Origin of the sequence: Acidovorax delafieldii 2AN (assembly GCF_000175235.1) — a bacterium.
Lineage (GTDB): Bacteria > Pseudomonadota > Gammaproteobacteria > Burkholderiales > Burkholderiaceae_C > Acidovorax > Acidovorax delafieldii_B.
The window spans coordinates 1-15533 of sequence record NZ_ACQT01000007.1 but is presented as its reverse complement, the minus strand read 5'-3'; the positions used below and the strand labels follow the sequence as shown (position 1 = coordinate 15533).

General features: G+C 64.3%; 16 protein-coding genes. 12 read left to right on the top strand and 4 right to left on the bottom strand.

Translation table 11 applies throughout. The features are described 5' to 3' along the window. Window positions 1-227: 227 nt before the first annotated feature. Together ACDELDRAFT_RS02450 and ACDELDRAFT_RS02445 are read right to left on the bottom strand one after the other, a co-directional pair. On the bottom strand, window positions 228-1640 hold the full coding sequence (locus ACDELDRAFT_RS02450; protein WP_005793169.1) for a DUF5666 domain-containing protein: 1413 nt from the start codon (window positions 1638-1640) through the stop codon (window positions 228-230). A 12-nt stretch (window positions 1641-1652) separates the two neighbouring features. Beyond that, window positions 1653-2489, bottom strand: coding sequence for a DUF6502 family protein (locus ACDELDRAFT_RS02445; RefSeq protein ID WP_005793168.1), 837 nt, complete (start codon window positions 2487-2489; stop codon window positions 1653-1655). 200 nt (window positions 2490-2689) lie between these two features. Between ACDELDRAFT_RS02445 and ACDELDRAFT_RS25960 the strand changes: the two genes are divergently transcribed. From ACDELDRAFT_RS25960 to ACDELDRAFT_RS23535, 7 genes are read left to right on the top strand one after another with little or no spacing between them, the layout of a single operon-like run. Continuing rightward, the gene (locus ACDELDRAFT_RS25960) at window positions 2690-3127 is read left to right on the top strand and encodes a type IV pilin protein (protein ID WP_269763807.1); all 438 of its coding nucleotides are present in this window, start codon (window positions 2690-2692) and stop codon (window positions 3125-3127) included. Between the two features lie 8 nt (window positions 3128-3135). Further along, window positions 3136-3624: a GspH/FimT family pseudopilin gene (locus ACDELDRAFT_RS02435; RefSeq protein ID WP_005793166.1), complete on the top strand. Its 489-nt coding sequence runs from the start codon at window positions 3136-3138 to the stop codon at window positions 3622-3624. Continuing rightward, on the top strand, window positions 3612-4163 hold the full coding sequence (gene pilV, locus ACDELDRAFT_RS02430; RefSeq protein WP_005793165.1) for a type IV pilus modification protein PilV: 552 nt from the start codon (window positions 3612-3614) through the stop codon (window positions 4161-4163). Before ACDELDRAFT_RS02435 ends, pilV begins: the two co-directional genes overlap by 13 nt. Window positions 4164-4170: 7 nt before the next feature. Next, window positions 4171-5274: a PilW family protein gene (locus ACDELDRAFT_RS02425; protein ID WP_198403202.1), complete on the top strand. Its 1104-nt coding sequence runs from the start codon at window positions 4171-4173 to the stop codon at window positions 5272-5274. Next, window positions 5271-5849 (top strand): pilus assembly PilX family protein, encoded by a 579-nt coding sequence (locus ACDELDRAFT_RS02420; protein WP_005793163.1) that lies wholly within the window; start codon window positions 5271-5273, stop codon window positions 5847-5849. The genes ACDELDRAFT_RS02425 and ACDELDRAFT_RS02420 overlap by 4 nt, the downstream gene beginning before the upstream one ends. 17 nt (window positions 5850-5866) lie before the next feature. Continuing rightward, the gene (locus tag ACDELDRAFT_RS23540) at window positions 5867-7195 is read left to right on the top strand and encodes a hypothetical protein (protein WP_005793162.1); all 1329 of its coding nucleotides are present in this window, start codon (window positions 5867-5869) and stop codon (window positions 7193-7195) included. Continuing rightward, window positions 7183-8868, top strand: coding sequence for a pilus assembly protein (locus ACDELDRAFT_RS23535; RefSeq protein ID WP_005793161.1), 1686 nt, complete (start codon window positions 7183-7185; stop codon window positions 8866-8868). The genes ACDELDRAFT_RS23540 and ACDELDRAFT_RS23535 overlap by 13 nt, the downstream gene beginning before the upstream one ends. A gap of 66 nt (window positions 8869-8934) precedes the next feature. On the opposite strand, the gene rpe is transcribed toward ACDELDRAFT_RS23535, so the two are convergent. Then, window positions 8935-9618, bottom strand: a complete 684-nt coding sequence (gene rpe / locus ACDELDRAFT_RS02410) for a ribulose-phosphate 3-epimerase (protein ID WP_005793160.1) — start codon at window positions 9616-9618, stop codon at window positions 8935-8937. Window positions 9619-9647: 29 nt separating this feature from the next. Between rpe and apaG the strand changes: the two genes are divergently transcribed. The 4 genes from apaG to ACDELDRAFT_RS02390 all read left to right on the top strand — a co-directional run bounded on the left by apaG (window position 9648) and on the right by ACDELDRAFT_RS02390 (window position 14579). After that, window positions 9648-10055, top strand: a complete 408-nt coding sequence (gene apaG / locus ACDELDRAFT_RS02405) for a Co2+/Mg2+ efflux protein ApaG (RefSeq protein ID WP_005793159.1) — start codon at window positions 9648-9650, stop codon at window positions 10053-10055. Continuing rightward, complete coding sequence (locus ACDELDRAFT_RS02400) at window positions 10052-12031, top strand: site-specific recombinase (RefSeq protein ID WP_005793158.1); 1980 nt, start codon at window positions 10052-10054, stop codon at window positions 12029-12031. The genes apaG and ACDELDRAFT_RS02400 overlap by 4 nt, the downstream gene beginning before the upstream one ends. Before the next feature lie 177 nt (window positions 12032-12208). Beyond that, the gene (locus ACDELDRAFT_RS02395; RefSeq protein ID WP_005793156.1) at window positions 12209-13465 is read left to right on the top strand and encodes a cation:proton antiporter; all 1257 of its coding nucleotides are present in this window, start codon (window positions 12209-12211) and stop codon (window positions 13463-13465) included. Beyond that, window positions 13455-14579 carry a YbdK family carboxylate-amine ligase gene (locus tag ACDELDRAFT_RS02390; protein WP_040327820.1) on the top strand — a complete coding sequence of 375 codons (1125 nt, stop codon included), beginning with the start codon at window positions 13455-13457 and terminating at the stop codon, window positions 14577-14579. Before ACDELDRAFT_RS02395 ends, ACDELDRAFT_RS02390 begins: the two co-directional genes overlap by 11 nt. A gap of 29 nt (window positions 14580-14608) precedes the next feature. Here the strand turns inward: ACDELDRAFT_RS02390 and ACDELDRAFT_RS02385 are convergent, their stop codons facing one another. Next, window positions 14609-14959, bottom strand: a complete 351-nt coding sequence (locus ACDELDRAFT_RS02385; RefSeq protein WP_157764855.1) for a hypothetical protein — start codon at window positions 14957-14959, stop codon at window positions 14609-14611. 148 nt (window positions 14960-15107) lie between these two features. Here ACDELDRAFT_RS02385 and ACDELDRAFT_RS02380 point away from each other — a divergent pair. Further along, window positions 15108-15533: AIR synthase related protein (locus tag ACDELDRAFT_RS02380; RefSeq protein WP_040327838.1), on the top strand; the 426-nt coding region annotated here is incomplete at its 3' end.

Sequence of the window (15533 nt, the reverse complement as noted above, 5' to 3'; positions counted from 1 at the left end):
ACCCAACTGCTGAATCAGAGCTTTCCTTTCAAGCGACCTGCGCATCTACGCGCCATACCGCAAGGAAACACACCACCAGTTTGCGCAATGCTCAACAGGCCGCTGAAAGGCTTACCCCATTAGCTGCAGCGCATCGAGACAGTGAAAACGACTCTGACTCACATGGCGCCCCGCAAACCTAACGCATCTTCTGCGCCAATTGCATTGGCGAAATCCGGGGAGATGGCTCATTCAAAACGGACCTCATTGGCCTGCAAGACGCCCTCGACCACCTGATCGCCCTTGATATTGACCTGGACTCCGTTTCGCAAATTGGCAGCCGATCCATTGACAAACGTCACTGCCGGCCGACTGGCATTGATCGGCTGACCATTCACTCGAAAGCTGGCTGCGGACTTGAACTGCGCAACGACGCCGATCACATTAAAGGACACGGGACCGCCCGTACCGGGTACGTTGCGGATGCGGACTTTTGAGGCCACTAGAACCCCATTGGCCATGGTGCCCGTGACATCGAGCTTGACCCCGTTGCCGATGGCAGCTTCTCGTCCCCCCGTCACCTGGGCGGCGCTGGCGTCCACCGGCACTCCCTGCAGGCTGAACGACCCAAGCGCTACATAGTCGGTCACCATGCCCAGCAGAGTGACAGGTGCGGCACTCTGGGTGGGCAGGGTGTGCCCGCGGTACAACTGGGTCGCCGTGAGCACCCCCAACGACGGACTGCCCGAGGCGCGAACATAGACGGCCATCCCCTCCGCCAGGGCCGAGGGCGTGAGCCCTCCGGCGAAGTCGGCAGCGGCATAGTTCACCGTCAATCCTTCCACACGGAAAGTGCGCGCGGTCGCATTCAAGTTCTGGATGGCGCCGCGAATACGGGTGTGCGTCCCCGAAGTGCTGACCTCGATCCGGGTGGCGCGCATGCGGCCGGGGCCGTTGGGCAGCGCATAGACCTGAACCATCGCGCCGACCCTCAGATCGCTCAAAGCCGTTACCCCCGCGAACGCCGTGGCTTCATCGACCGAGACAACCACGCCCATGACTTCCAACTGACCCGCAGCCACGTCAATTTTGCTGACCAATCCCCGCAACTCGGGGATCGACAGGATTTCAGTTGCCGTGCCCGCCGTCAGCCCCGCGTCGATGGATCCACGCACGCTGGCCGTCATGCCCAATTGCAGGCTCACAGCATCTTCGGTCACGACGTGGGCGGTGTCGACGTTGAAGCGCACCCCATTCATGATCACACTGCCAAACCCGTCGGCCACACCCACCGCCACAGAAGCTGCGGCTGCGCCAGTTCCGCCGGAGCCCACTCCCCCGGAGTCCCCGGGGCCGGATGCGGATGAATCGCCACCGCTCCCCGCACCCGTACCGCCGCCAGCCCCACCGGTGCCGCTGTCGCCGGTTCCACTGCCGCCGGAGCCACCCGAACCGCTGTCCGCGCCGCCCGTACCTGAGCCTGAGCCGTCGGAACCGCTGGAGCCATTGCCGTCCGGTGAACTGGAGCCGCCCGAGCCACCAACGACCACGCCGCCCGCGCCACCCGAGCCAGTCGAAGAGCTGCTGCCCCCGCCACCGCAAGCCGTCAGTGCCATCGCAACGACCAGCACAAAGGCACGACCCAACATATTCATCGCCATGGAAATTCCGATTTATTTGATGGTTTCGGCCCGGGGGCCATCCAGTTCCTGCCCCAGGTTCTGGCTCTTTTCATAATAGGTATAAATGCCCACCCTCAGACGGCCGCCCCCCTGGCCGTCCGCCTGGTTCACCGATTCCGCCATCTCCCGCACCAGCCGATGGTGGACCGTGTCCCAATGCTCGCGGGTAAGCTGGTGGATGCGCTCGCAGTCTTCCAGCGCCAGCCCCGACGCGTACACAGCGCGTTCGAGCATGCGGGGCTGCTCTCCAAGCGTATTGGACACCGCGGCCTGCAGATGGTCTCGCACGTTGTCTCCCAGGAAGGCCAGCATGTCCTGCAGGCTGGCGGCTGGCACAAACCCATCCCCCGCCATTTCTGTCATCCCGTCGGCCACGGTCGCAAGATTCAGTCGCTGTAATTCGTCCAGAACCGCACGGTGGTGCACATTGCCTCGGGTCGCAAACCGGGACAAAAGTTCAAACGATGGGCCATCCCCGCTGTCGGCCACTGGCAACCGCCGGTGCATGGGCTCTTCCGCAACGAGCTGCAGCCAGGCTGTATAGGCCTTTGCCGCGGCAGAGCCCTCCGTCGCAGGTAAAGGCGTTCGGGTTGCTCGCACGCGCGCCGTCACATCTTTACGGTTGAGCCCGGTGGTCGTGGACAGTTGGCTGAGATTGGGTTTCGCCTCCCCTTGCTTGAGCCAAAGACTGCGCGCCTCGTCCAGCAGCAGGTCCCGCAGCACTTCCTCAAGTTGCGCATGTTTCAACCCCATAGCCAGGGCGAGCCGAACCGCCGGTCGCAGGATGCGCTCGAAGGCGGCTTGGGTCCAGGAAAGTCGGTCTTGCATGAATCTTCGGAATAGCTCGGCATTTTCCTCGACTTTTTGCGCCTTTGCCAGCCAGCCCAAGAGCCCGGCGGTCCGCTGCGTGTCACCGATCCAACGGATTCACGGGTAATGCCACCCTACCGCTCATCCCCAATTCAACGCCGCTCATCGGCAGCAACCGTTAACATTTCTTCAAATGTGATAATTTCACATACACATCAGTGCCGCATTTCGGCAAAGGGGACAACGGCATGGAGCGCTACAAGGGATTCACCCTGATCGAATTGATGATTGCGGTAGCAGTCGTGAGCATCCTGGCGGCCATTGCCTACCCGTCGTACCAGGACCACTTGCGTAAATCCCGCAGGGCTGAGGCGCAATCGGTACTCATGAATATCGGCACGCGCCAACAGCAGCGATTGCTCGACACCCGCAACTACGCAGCCACCGCGGCGTCTCTCGCCATCACCGTTCCAACCCAGGTCACGTCCTTCTACACGATCGACATTGCGGCACCCGCCAGCACGCCGCCCTCCTTCACAGCCACGGCCACCCCTCAAGGCGGCCAAACCGCCGACAAGTGCGGAACGCTGGGCATAGACCACACGGGCGCCAAGACCGCGGTGAAAAACGGAAGCGCCCAGACGGGCTGCTGGTAGGACTTGCCATGACCGTCGCCGCCCGCCCCTCCAACGCCGGATTCACGCTCGTCGAGCTGATGGTCACGGTCGCCCTGCTGGCGGTTGTGATGTCTTTGGCCGCGCCGTCGTTCCAATCCCTGCTGGAAACCCAACGCATGCGCGCGGCGGCCTTTGACTTGATGGCGGACCTGACGCTGGCACGCAACGAGGCGCTCAAGCGCGGTTCCATCGCCACCCCCGTGACTCTGCGCCCCGCGTCGGGCGATGCCGCGCACTGGGAGTCGGGCTGGAGCGTGACGGTGGGCACCGAAGTGGTGGCAAAAAAGAACCCTGTGGGCAACGGCGTGACCTTCAGCGGTCCGGCCACCGTCACATTTGATCGCAACGGGCGGGTTTCGAGCGCCACGGCGGTGGCGCGCTTCTCGCTGACCAACAGCAGCGCCACTCGCAACCGATGCATCTCACTTGATCCATCGGGCCGTCCCAAGAGCGCCACAACGGCATGCCCAACGTGAAAATACATCTACGCACGCAAGAGGGCGTTGCCCTCATCGAAGCACTCATCGCCATGCTGATCGTGGCATTTGGCGTGCTGGGCTTTGTCGGACTGCAGGCGCGCACCACCGTGGCCAACCTGGAGGGATACCAGCGCTCGCAAGCCCTGATTCTCGCCAACGACATGGCAGAACGCATGCGGCTGAACCGCGCCAACGCTGCGGCCTACGTGGCCAACAACATCGGAACCACCGACCCAGGCAATTGCGCAGACCCAGCCCTCACCGCAGCCCAGAAAGACGCCTGCGAGTGGGCCACGGCACTGCGAGGAGCCGGAGAAATCCAAGGGGGAACCAAGGTGGGCGCCATGCTCAATGCGCGTGGCTGCATCACCAGCCCCGCAGCGAATCAATACCTCATCGCAGTGGCGTGGCAAGGCATGCAACCCAGCGGCGCCCCCGCCAACACCTGTGGTCTGAACGCATACAGCAGCGAAGACACCCGCCGTGTCGTTTCTGTCGTGATGCAGGTCGCTCAACTTGTCGACCCAACCCCCTGACACGGCCATGAAACGTACCCGAACTTTCCCTTTGAAGCCATTCCAGCCCCGGATGCACCGGGGGTTCTCGCTGGTGGAACTGATGGTGGGACTCACGATCGGCATGGTCCTGGTGGCCGGCCTTTCACTGCTGTTTGCGAACAGCAGCCAGTCAGGCAACGAACTGGAGAAGAGCATCCGCCAGATCGAAAACGGCCGCTATGCCGTAGAACTGCTGCACGACGATCTGAGCCTGGCGGGCTTCTACGGTGAAGTTCCGACCGATTTTCTGGGCTACACCACCCCAGACGTGTGCGCAACGGCTTTGAACAGCCTCGGGTGGGACAAGACGGCGCCATCCGACCCCAAGGTTCCCTTGCCACTGATGGGCCTTTCGCCCACAGAAGTCGATGCGCTGCCCGCCACCTGCGTGGCCAACCACAAGGCAGGAACCGTCGCATTTGCAGTCCACCGGCTCGGCGCGGATGCGGTAGCCCCGGCAGCCGTGACTGCCAGCGCGCCTCACGTCCAGACGTCCCGCTGCGTCACGGACCCCGTCGCCGACCCGTTCATCGTGTCCGCCACGGCAGCTGACTTCACCCTGAAGAACCTGCAGTGCAACGCCACCAACCAGGTCCGCCAGTACGTCTCGCGCATCTACTACATCGCCGACTGCAATGAGTGCGGCAGCGACACCACGCCCACGCTCAAGATGGCGGAACTGCGCGGCACCCAGATGACGGTCGTACCCCTGGCCGAAGGTATCGAGAACATGGTGCTCGAATACGGTTTCGACACCACGGACCCGGCCGACGCCGACCCCGCCACGGACACGAGCAAGGGCACGCCCGACATTTTCCGCACCGGCTTGAGCGGAGTGGTGGGTGCCCGTGACAACGACTGGGCCAACGTCGTGGCGGTGCGCCTGCACCTGCTCTCCAGAACCACCGAGAGATCCCCCGACTACAACGACAGCGCGAAAGCCTACGTTCTCGGCCCCGCCAGTTCAACCGGAGACAACAGCGGGTTCAAGCGCCGCGTCTATACCACCACCGTGCGTCTGACGAATGTGGCAGGCCTGCGCGAGGTTCCACCGCCCCCCACCCCGGCGTCATCACCGTCATCGCCATGAAAACCCTAGCCTCCCAACGAGGCGCCACCCTGGTGGTTGCCTTGATCTTTCTGGTGCTGATGAGCCTCTTCGCCATCAGCGCCTTCAACAGCTCGACGGGCAACATGCGCATCGTCGGCAATACGCAAGCACGTCAAGAGAGCTTGTCGGCCGCGCAGCTGGCGGTGGAAAAAACCATCAGCTCATCCACATTCCACACCAATCCAGACGGGGTGGCTGCATCGCCCATCCTGGTCGACATGGACGGCAACGGCACGACGGACTACACGGCCGTGCTGTCGCCCAAGCCGCAGTGCACACGCGCCAAGCCGATCCTGGCGGGCGACCTGCCCGCAGCACCGAAGAACCCCACAACAGTGGATGTCTATGCGCCATGCCGCCCCTCGCCCAAGCAAGGGGGGACGTTCGTCGACCGTGAGACGCCCGAAACAGGGGTTGACCCCGAAAGCTGTGCCAACAGCGAATGGAACGTGAGAGCCCAGGTCAGCGATCCCCAGACGCAGACCAAGGTTGCAGTGAACCAGGGCGTCGCCATCGTCGTCTTTGGCAACGAAGTGTCCAGTTTCTGCAAGTAACCACCAGGAGTTTCACCATGCAAGGTTTCACAACACGCCATCTGCGCCGGTGGACCATCTTGGCCATCGGTCTCGCCGCTTCTCTGCCTGCCCTGGCCCAATACACCAGCGACATCGACATCTACAGCGGCACGTCCACGATGGATCCACCGAATGTGCTCATCCTGCTGGACAACACCGCCAACTGGAACAACGCCTTCACCAACGAAATTGCGGCCATCGTCAGCACAATCAGGGCCCTTCCAGCAAACAAATACCGCGTGGGGTTGATGCTTTTCACGGAAACGGGAAGCCCTAATAGCAATGTTGACGGCGGGTACATTCGCGCCGCCGTTCGCCCCCTGGACGATGTCTACAAGACGAAATTCACCGATTTGCTCCTGAGCCTCGACAAACTGGGCGACAAGTCCAACGGGGGCAAGGCCGGCAAGACCATGGCCGAGGCCTACTACTATTTCACCGGGGCGGCGCCCAACTCGGGCAACAACAAGGTCAAGGCGGACTATGCGGGCAACGTCTTTGGCGCTGCGGCCTCCCAAGCCATCTACGCCTTGCCCAACAACGCCCTACCATCGTTCCCGGGGTCGCCCTATAGCAGCCCCTTTATCGAGGCCTGCGCGCGCAACTTCATCATCTACATCAGCAACGGCGCCGCGCAAGACAACAACGCCGACAACGCCGAGGCATCCAGGCGCCTTTCAGACGCTTACGCTGCCATTCCGCTTGCGCGCCCCGCCGACATCACGGACTTGACGCCCAACGGTTCGCAGGGCAACTACGCGGACGAATGGGCGTGGTTCATGAAGAGCTCCCCCAGCAAGATCACAACCTACACCTTGGACGTGGATCCCATCACCACGGGGCAAGGGCCTGGGTGGAGCGCACTGCTGAGCAGCATGGCCACCCACAGCGGTGGCGAGTATTTCGCCGTCAGCTCTGCAGGGACTGACTTGGCCCTGAAACTCACGTCCATCTTCAACCAACTCCAGCCCAGCGACAGCGTGTTCTCGTCTGCCAGCTTGCCCGTCAGTGTGAACGCGCGCGGCACCTACCAGAACCAGGTGTTCATGGGCATGTTCCGCCCTGACCCTGACTCGCAGCCCCGCTGGCGTGGTAATCTCAAACAGTACAAGTTCGGCTACGACATACCCACGGACACGCTGTTCCTGGCCGGGGCCGACGGCAACGCTGCCGTCAGCGGCGCTTCGGGCTTCATCTCGCCCACGGCAATTTCCTTCTGGACGTCTTCGAGCACGTTCTGGACCAAGGAGCCGATGGGAACCCCCCCCACATCCTCCGACTCGCCCGACGGCGAAGTGGTGGAAAAAGGGGGGTGGCGCAACTGATCCGCAGCGCCTACGCGACCAGTCAGACTGGGCGCAACATCTATACCTGCATCAGTTGCGCAGCCAACACCAACCTGGCCACCACGGCATCTGCAAAGTTCGCGACCTCGAACAACTCCTTGCCATCCACGCTGGACGCCAACACGATCAACTGGGTCCGCGGCACCAACAATGCAGGCGAACCTGTTCCCACTACCACTCCGGCCACCACCATCCGTCCGAGCGTGCATGGCGACATCCTGCATTCACGACCTGCGGTGGTGAACTATGGTGGCAGCACGGGTGTGGTGGTGTTCTACGGCTCGAACGACGGCATGCTGCGCGCCATCAATGGCAACCAGACCGGAACCGACGCAGGCAAGGAACTGTGGGGATTCATCCCTGAAGAGCATTTCGGCAAGCTCGCGCGACTGCGCAGCAACACACCAGAAATCCGCATCTCCACCACGATCGTGCCCGACGAGACATCCCCGTCCAAGCCCCGCCCACGGGACTATTTCGTGGACGGCCCCATCAGCGTCTACCAGAAGGTCGCTGCGGACGGCACCAACGAAAAGGTGTACATGTACGTTGGCATGCGGCGCGGCGGCCGGTTCATCTATGCACTGGACGTGACCGATCCCGCACAGCCCAAGTTCCTGTGGAAAAAGTCCAGCACCGACTCCGACAGCCTTTGGAGCGTGCTGGGCCAGACGTGGTCCGAGGCCCGCGTCGCGAAGATCAAGGGGAACACCAACCCCGTGCTGATCATGGGCGGTGGCTACGACGCCGCCGCGGAAGACGCTTCAACCCCCGGCACGACCACGATGGGCAACGCCGTCTACGTGCTGGACGCCTTCACGGGTGCGGTGCTCAAGCGGTTCGATACGGCACGCAGCGTTCCTGCCGATGTGACGCTGGTCGACTCCGACTATGACGGCTATACCGACCGCGCCTACGCCGTGGACACGGGCGGCAACGTCTACCGCATCGATCTGGAAACCTCCACTTCGAGCGCCGTGGCCAACTGGGGAATGTACAAACTGGCGTCATTGGCAGGCACTGACACGCGCAAATTCTTCTACGCCCCCGACGTGGTGCCCACCCGCACCTTCACCGCCGTGCAAGTGGGTTCTGGCGACCGCGAAAAACCCCTGCAGACAACGACGGCAGGAGCAGACCGGTTCTTCACCGTTTTCGACGACCGCATCTCCAAGGGAACCTTGACGGGCTTCACCCCCATCCTGGCGGCAGCGCTCGGCCGATCGGGGACGACGGACGACATGACGGCGGGTTGCTACATCCCGATGACGGCCGGCGAGAAGATCGTCAATGCCGCAACGACCTTCCGTGGGCAGACCTACTTCGGGACCAACAAGCCGACACCTCCGGGCGAAACCTGCTCGGCCAACCTGGGCGAGGCACGCACCTACGCGGCGCCCCTGTTCTGCCGTGCGGCAACGAGCCAGAAGCTCAATGGCGGCGGACTGCCACCAAGCCCCGTGGCCGGATTCGTGACCATCACCTACACGCAAACCAATGCGGACGGCACGACCACGGAAGTGACCAAGCAGAAGGAATTCGTGATCGGCGCCCCCAACGCGAAGGAGTCCGGCATCGAGGCAGGCAAATCCACCGCCCTGCTGGGCGTACCGCGCAAGCGCCGCTTCTGGTACCAGGAAAACGCGCGCTGACCAGTGCGCGTCCAACAAAAAAGGCCGACATTGCTGTCGGCCTTTTTTTTGTTTGCACCCACCGCGTCAGCTGGCCAGGGCACCTCGCATTGCCTTGATCACGCTGGCGTAGTCGGGCTTGCCGAAAATCGCGCTGCCCGCGACGAAGGTATCGGCACCCGCATCGGCCACGCGCCGGATGTTGTCGGCTTTGACACCGCCATCGACCTCCAGGCGGATGTCCTTGCCGCACGCATCGATGCGCTTGCGCACGGACTCGATTTTGCGAAGCGCTGAATCGATGAAGCTCTGGCCGCCAAAGCCGGGGTTGACGCTCATGATGAGGATGAGGTCGATATCCTCGATCACCCAGTCCAGCACATCCAACGGTTCGGCGGGGTTGAACACCAGCCCGGGCTTGACACCCTTGGCACGAATGGCCTGGATGCTGCGGTGCACGTGGCCCGACGCATCGGGGTGGAAGCTGATGTAGTCGGCACCGGCATCGGCAAAAGCCGCCGCCAGGGCGTCCACCGGCTGGATCATGAGGTGCACATCCACCGGCACGGGCACTCCGGCGGGCGTCTTGGCATGCGGCTTGAGCGCCTGGCAGACCATGGGGCCAAAAGTAAGGTTGGGCACGTAATGGTTGTCCATTACGTCGAAGTGGATCCAGTCGGCGCCTGCGGCGACGACGTTGCGCACCTCTTCGCCCAGGCGTGCAAAGTCGGCGGAAAGGATCGAGGGGGCAATGCGAAAGGTTCGGCTCATGGCCGGATTGTCGCAGTTACCATTCGCTCATGCCAAAGTACCAGTTTGACGTGCACGTGCAGCCGCAGTATCTGCCGGAGCAATCCTCTCCCGACGAGGAGCTTTTTCGCTTCGCCTACACCATCACCCTCACGAATGCGGGCGAGGCGCCGGCACAGCTCATCTCGCGCCACTGGATCATCAGTGACGCCAGGGGACACACCGAGGAAGTCAAGGGCCTGGGCGTGGTTGGACAACAACCGTTGCTCAAGCCTGGCGAGTCTTTCCAGTACACCAGCGGGTGCAGCCTGCGCACAGCCAGTGGAACGATGCACGGCACCTTCCACTGTGTGGCTGAAGATGGCGAGCCCTTCCCCTGCCCCGTTCCGCTGTTTGTGCTCGAAGCCCTCCAGCCAGGCCTTGCGGGGCAGCCATTGAGCGGAAGGGTGCTGCATTGAAGCGCCAAGCGCCGGACCTGACCGAGCTGCTGGCCACGCTCGACCCCCACGCCGGTCTGGCGCAGCGGCATGTCTGGCTGATCGAACTTCTCGCATGGGTGCGCGGCCCCGCCGACTCGGTGGCCGGCGCCACGGCCCGCGTCCAACTGTTCGTCGAGGCGGTCGAGGCCCGTCCTGACATCCAGCACCGGCTGCAGGCGTGGTGGACCACCCTGGTGAATTCCGTGGACATCACCACCCTGCTGGCCGACTTCGGCTTTGCACGGGGCACCGCCCTGCTGAGCGAGGCGGCAGAGCAGATACGCAACAAGCTGCTGCCGCGCAGCCCGGAAACCATCGATGCATCCGAGCTGTTCGTGCTGGCCCTGCCTGGCGCCTTCGATGCGAAATGGCTTGCCGCTCTGGACGACGCAACACTCCAACGACTGGCTGCGGTGCTGGTGCCCGATTCCTCGCAAGGGGCCTCGCCCTGGCAACGTGCCTTGCTCGACGCCATCACCTACTGCGCGGGCCAGATTCTCTCGACCGGTTTTGCGCCTGGGATGCGCCTTCGCATGAGCGAATCCGCCCGCGAGGCGCAGCCTTTCCATGCGCTGATCCGCGACGTGGAAAGCCTTCGCGTGGAAGTGCTGCATGCCCTGCGCACGCCCGAACGGCTCCACGAGGCCACCCAGCGCCTGCAGGACCGGCTGGAAGCGTGCCGTGCCGCCGCTGCCACGGTGTACAGCCATTTCGAGGACAACGGCATTTCGGTGGACCTCGTCTTCCGCCTGCGCCAGCTGGATGCCCGCATCCTGCGGGTGCGTGATCTGCTGGACTGCCTGCTTGCGGCCGAGCCCGCCGCTACTGCCGCCCGCTTGCTGGCGCACCTTGTGGCGGTGGGGCAAGAGCGGCGCAGCCTGCGCGCCCTGGTGGCCACCAACTCATCGCTGCTGGCCGCCAAGGTGGCCGAACGCAGCGCCGAAACCGGCGAGTACTACATCACGCGCACCCGGGCGGAATACCTCGCCATGGTGAGGAACGCGGCCGGGGGCGGGGCCGTGATGGCCTTCACCACACTGGTCAAGTTTGCGCTGTATGCGCTGGCCCTCTCGGCATTCTGGGGCGGCTTCTGGGCAGGGCTGAACTACGCGCTGAGCTTTGTGCTGGTTCAGCTGCTGCATTTCACCGTGGCCACCAAGCAGCCGGCCATGACGGCGCCCGCCATGGCAGCCAAACTCAAGGAACTGGTCTCCGGTGATGCCATCGAGTCTTTTGTGGACGAGATCACGCACCTGGTGCGCTCGCAGGTGGCCGCCGTGCTGGGCAACGTGCTGGTGGTGTTTCCGCTGGTGCTGTGCCTCGCGCTGGCCATCGGCTGGGCCAAGGGATCGCCCGCCGTCAGTGCAGACGAGGCCGCACACGTGCTGGCATCGCTGCACCTGCTCGGGCCATCGCTGCTGTTCGCCGCCTTCACGGGGGTGCTGTTGTTCGCATCGAGCATCATCGCGGGCTGGACCGAGAATTGGTTCGTACTGCACCGCCTCGACTCGGCCATGCACTACAACCCGCGCGTCACGGCGTGGTTGGGCAAGGAGCGCGCGGCGCGCTGGGCGCGCTTCCTGCGCGAGAACCTTTCCGGCCTGGCTGCCAACATTTCGCTGGGCTTCATGCTCGGCCTCGTCCCCGCGTTTGCAGGGTTTTTCGGACTGGGCCTCGACGTCCGCCATGTCACACTGTCTTCGGGCCAGATCGGCGCTGCCACCGCTTCGCTGGGTTGGAGCATCCTGCACCTGGGCGCATTCTGGTGGGCGGTTGCCACGCTTCCGCTGCTGGGTGCCCTGAACGTAGGCGTGAGTTTTTATCTGGCTTTTCGCTTGGCCCTGCGCGCCCACGACGTGAGCGGCGTGGATCGGTCACGCATCTACGCGGCGATGCGCCGCCGTGTGCGCAACGCGCCCCTGAGTTTTTTTCTGCCTGCTCGCCAGGCCAGCTGATTCGGGGCAATTCGGGCACTCCGCCTGCGAAGACACGAACGCTCCTGTCCTACAGGCGCTTAACGTTTCCGCATGTAAATTCTGCCCACTGCCGGGAAGGACCACCACGCGGCCAGCCGCCGTGCCCTGCCTTCCCCCCACCGGGCTACAGCCCGTCTGATGAAGAGGATCCAAGACATGAATGACATCCTGAGCTTCTGGGCGCAGTGGCTGCGCCCTTCGGCCGGATTGCCCACCGTGCAATGGTCGCTGCTGCTGGCGGTGGCCGCAGTGGCCGGGTATCTGTGCCAGCGGCACACGGGGCTGCCCAAGGTCGTGGGCTATTCGCTGGTGGGCACGGCTGCGGGGCTGGCGGGCTTCAGCGGCGCGGTATGGCCGCTGCAAGGCATCGGGCTGTTCCTTCTGGAGCTGGGCGTCTCGATTGTGTTGTTCGAGTGCGGCGCGCGCATTCCACTGCGCTGGTTTCGCCACAACCCCATGGTGCTCGTGCAGAGCATTGCCGAATCGGCGCTGACCTACTTCGCCGTCTACTGGGTACTGGTATGGCTGGACGTGCCCACGCGCGTGGCGGGCCCTCTGGCTCTGGTGGCCCTGGCCGCGTCGCCCGCCGTGCTGACGCGCGTGGTGGCCGACACCCGCGCCGCCGGCCCCGTCACCGAGCGTGCCATCGTTCTGGCCACCCTGTCCACGCTGTATGCATTGACGCTGGGCAGCGCACGCGCCGAGCAGATCAACCGCCAGAGCATCACGCTGATGGACACCGTGTACCCGGTGGTCGTGGTGCTGGGCGTGTCGATCATCGTGGCCGCGGTCCTGTCGCTTTTGCTGCGCATGGCCCTGCGCTTCATGAGCCCGACCAGCGAGAACACCTCCATGCTGCTGCTGGCCCTCATCGCCGCGGGCACCGCCGTCGCAGCCCACATGGGGGGCTCTGCTCCCCTGGCGGCCCTGCTGGGCGGCATGCTGCTCAAGCAACTCAATCCACGCCCCTGGGCCTGGCCGCGGCAACTGGGCAACGCCTCATCGCTGCTCACCATGCTGATGTTCGTTTTGGTTTCCACCGTGGCGGCACAGGCCGACTGGAGCGGGCCCGTCGCCGGCGTGGTGCTGGCGCTGATTGCCGTGCGCCTGCTCGCCAAGGCCGTGGGCGTGGGCCTGGGCAACGTGGGCAGCGGCGCGAGTTGGCGACAGGCGCTGTGGGTGGGTTGCGCCATGACGCCCATGTCGTCGATCGCCCTGCTCATCGCGTCGCAGTTCGTGGTGGCGTCGCCCTCCACGGGGCACCTGATCTCCCGCGTGGCGCTGCCCGCCATCCTGCTCATGGAAGTGCTGGGCGCGGTGATCGCCACCGTGGCGGTCTACCGCGCAGGCGAGAGTTCGAAACCCTGGGCCCCGCTTTCGCGCGGCGGCAATGGAGATACCAGTGAGCCTTGAAGCCTTTCACCATTCCGAGCCCCTGACGCTGGGCGTCGAGCTGGAACTGCAGCTCGTCAACACCCACGACTACGATCTGGCCCCCTATGCCGAAGACATGCTGCGCCTGATGCGCAAGGTGCCCCTGCCCGGCAGCGTGGTGCCCGAGATGACGAACAGCATGATCGAGGTCTCGACCGGCATTTGCCACTCGGCCAGCGAAGTGCTGGGGCAGCTCAGCCCCATCCGCGATGCACTGGTGCGCAGCGCCGACAAGCTGAACATCGCCGTGGTGGGCGGAGGCACCCATCCGTTCCAGCAATGGCATGAGCGACGCATCTACGACAAGCCCCGCTTTCAGGAGCTCTCGCAGCTCTACGGCTATCTGAGCAAGCAGTTCACCATCTTCGGCCAGCACGTGCACATTGGCTGCCCGGATGCGGATGCCGCGCTGCTCATGCTGCACCGCATGTCGCGCTACATCCCGCACTTCATCGCGCTGTCGGCGTCGAGCCCCTACGTGCAGGGGCAGGACACGGCATTCGACTCGGCACGGCTGAACTCGGTGTTCGCCTTTCCGCTGTCGGGCCGTGCCCCCTTTGCCCTGACGTGGGACGACTTCACGGAGTACTTCAACAAGATGACGCACACCGGGGTTGTGAAGAGCATGAAGGACTTTTACTGGGACATCCGCCCCAAGCCCGAGTTCGGCACCATCGAGATCCGCGTGTTCGACACCCCGCTGACCATCGAGCGCGCCGCCGCGCTGGCGGGCTTTGTGCAGTCGCTGGGGGCCTGGTTCCTGGCCGACCAGCCGTTCATGCCGCAGGAGGACGACTACCTCGTCTACACCTACAACCGCTTCCAGGCCTGCCGCTTCGGCATGGACGCCGTGTATGTGGACCCCTCCACCGGCAGCCACATGCCCCTGCGCGACCATATTCGCATGACCATGGACCAGATCGCCACCCACGCCGCCATGCACGGCGCCGCCAACGCCATGCACATGCTGCGCACCGAGGCCGAAGCGGGCCAGAATGACGCGCGCTGGCTGCGCGAGCGCCAGCGCAAGGAGCAGTTGCTGGCCGAAGTGAGCCGGCAGGCGGCGCAGCGCTTTCGTGGCCAGCCACTGTAGACGAGACTCGGCGCGCCCGCAGTGCGGCGCTATCTGCGCGTCAGCGTCAGATCCCGGTTGCCGCTGCGCTCGCCGGTGACGCGGCCGTCATCTTGCTGCGTCAGCTTCACCTCGCTGTCCTTGCAGCCCTGCAGCGCCTCGGAAAACCGAATGGTGAACACCATTTCCTTGGCACCGGCGCTGCGCACCTCGATGGGCGCCGCAGGCCAGATGCAGGCATCAAGTCTCTTGGCGCCCAGGGTCTTCCAGGTGCCGCCCGACTCGGTGATCTCCAGATTTGCCTGCTGCGGCCGGCTCTTGCCGTCCCATGTCACGGTCCACTTGCCGACAAAGGGATTGGCCCCCTGCGCCCAGGCGGCCCCGGGCAGCGCGGCGGCCAAAAGCACACCAGAAGTTGCCGCCACAACGGCTGCGATGCGAGAGACACGACTCATACGACCTCCGGACAAAACAAGCCAATGGGGCGGCCACTATGGCCCTGTCGCCGAGCTGCAGCAATAGTGCTGGCATATGGCCTATGCTCGGTCCATGGGTGAATTCGACCTGATCGCACGCTACTTCACGCGCCCTGTGCAGCGCGCCGCCCTGGGCGTGGGCGACGACTGCGCACTGCTGGCCCCCGCGCCCGGGATGCACCTGGCCGTCTCCAGTGACATGCTGGTGCAGGGCCGCCACTTCTTTGCCGACGTGTCGCCCGAGACGCTGGGGCACAAGGCCCTGGCCGTGAACCTGTCCGACCTTGCCGCCTGCGGCGCCCGGCCGCTGGGCTTCACGCTGGCGCTGGCGCTGCCACACGTGGACGAGGCGTGGCTCGCGGGTTTTTCGCGCGGGCTGCTGGCCCTGGCCGATGCGCACGGCTGCGAACTGGTCGGCGGCGACACCACGCAAGGCCCGCTCAATATCTGCATCACCGTTTTTGGCGAAGTCCCCGCCGGCCAGGCCTTGCTGCGCAGC

Coding starts and splice junctions, on each gene's coding strand:
- ACDELDRAFT_RS02450 (WP_005793169.1), bottom strand. CDS start 1,640: ATGGCGATGAATATGTTGGGTCGTGCCTTTGTGCTGGTCGTTGCGATG.
- ACDELDRAFT_RS02445 (WP_005793168.1), bottom strand. CDS start 2,489: ATGCAAGACCGACTTTCCTGGACCCAAGCCGCCTTCGAGCGCATCCTG.
- ACDELDRAFT_RS02435 (WP_005793166.1), top strand. CDS start 3,136: ATGACCGTCGCCGCCCGCCCCTCCAACGCCGGATTCACGCTCGTCGAG.
- pilV (WP_005793165.1), top strand. CDS start 3,612: ATGCCCAACGTGAAAATACATCTACGCACGCAAGAGGGCGTTGCCCTC.
- ACDELDRAFT_RS02425 (WP_198403202.1), top strand. CDS start 4,171: ATGAAACGTACCCGAACTTTCCCTTTGAAGCCATTCCAGCCCCGGATG.
- ACDELDRAFT_RS02420 (WP_005793163.1), top strand. CDS start 5,271: ATGAAAACCCTAGCCTCCCAACGAGGCGCCACCCTGGTGGTTGCCTTG.
- ACDELDRAFT_RS23540 (WP_005793162.1), top strand. CDS start 5,867: ATGCAAGGTTTCACAACACGCCATCTGCGCCGGTGGACCATCTTGGCC.
- rpe (WP_005793160.1), bottom strand. CDS start 9,618: ATGAGCCGAACCTTTCGCATTGCCCCCTCGATCCTTTCCGCCGACTTT.
- apaG (WP_005793159.1), top strand. CDS start 9,648: ATGCCAAAGTACCAGTTTGACGTGCACGTGCAGCCGCAGTATCTGCCG.
- ACDELDRAFT_RS02395 (WP_005793156.1), top strand. CDS start 12,209: ATGAATGACATCCTGAGCTTCTGGGCGCAGTGGCTGCGCCCTTCGGCC.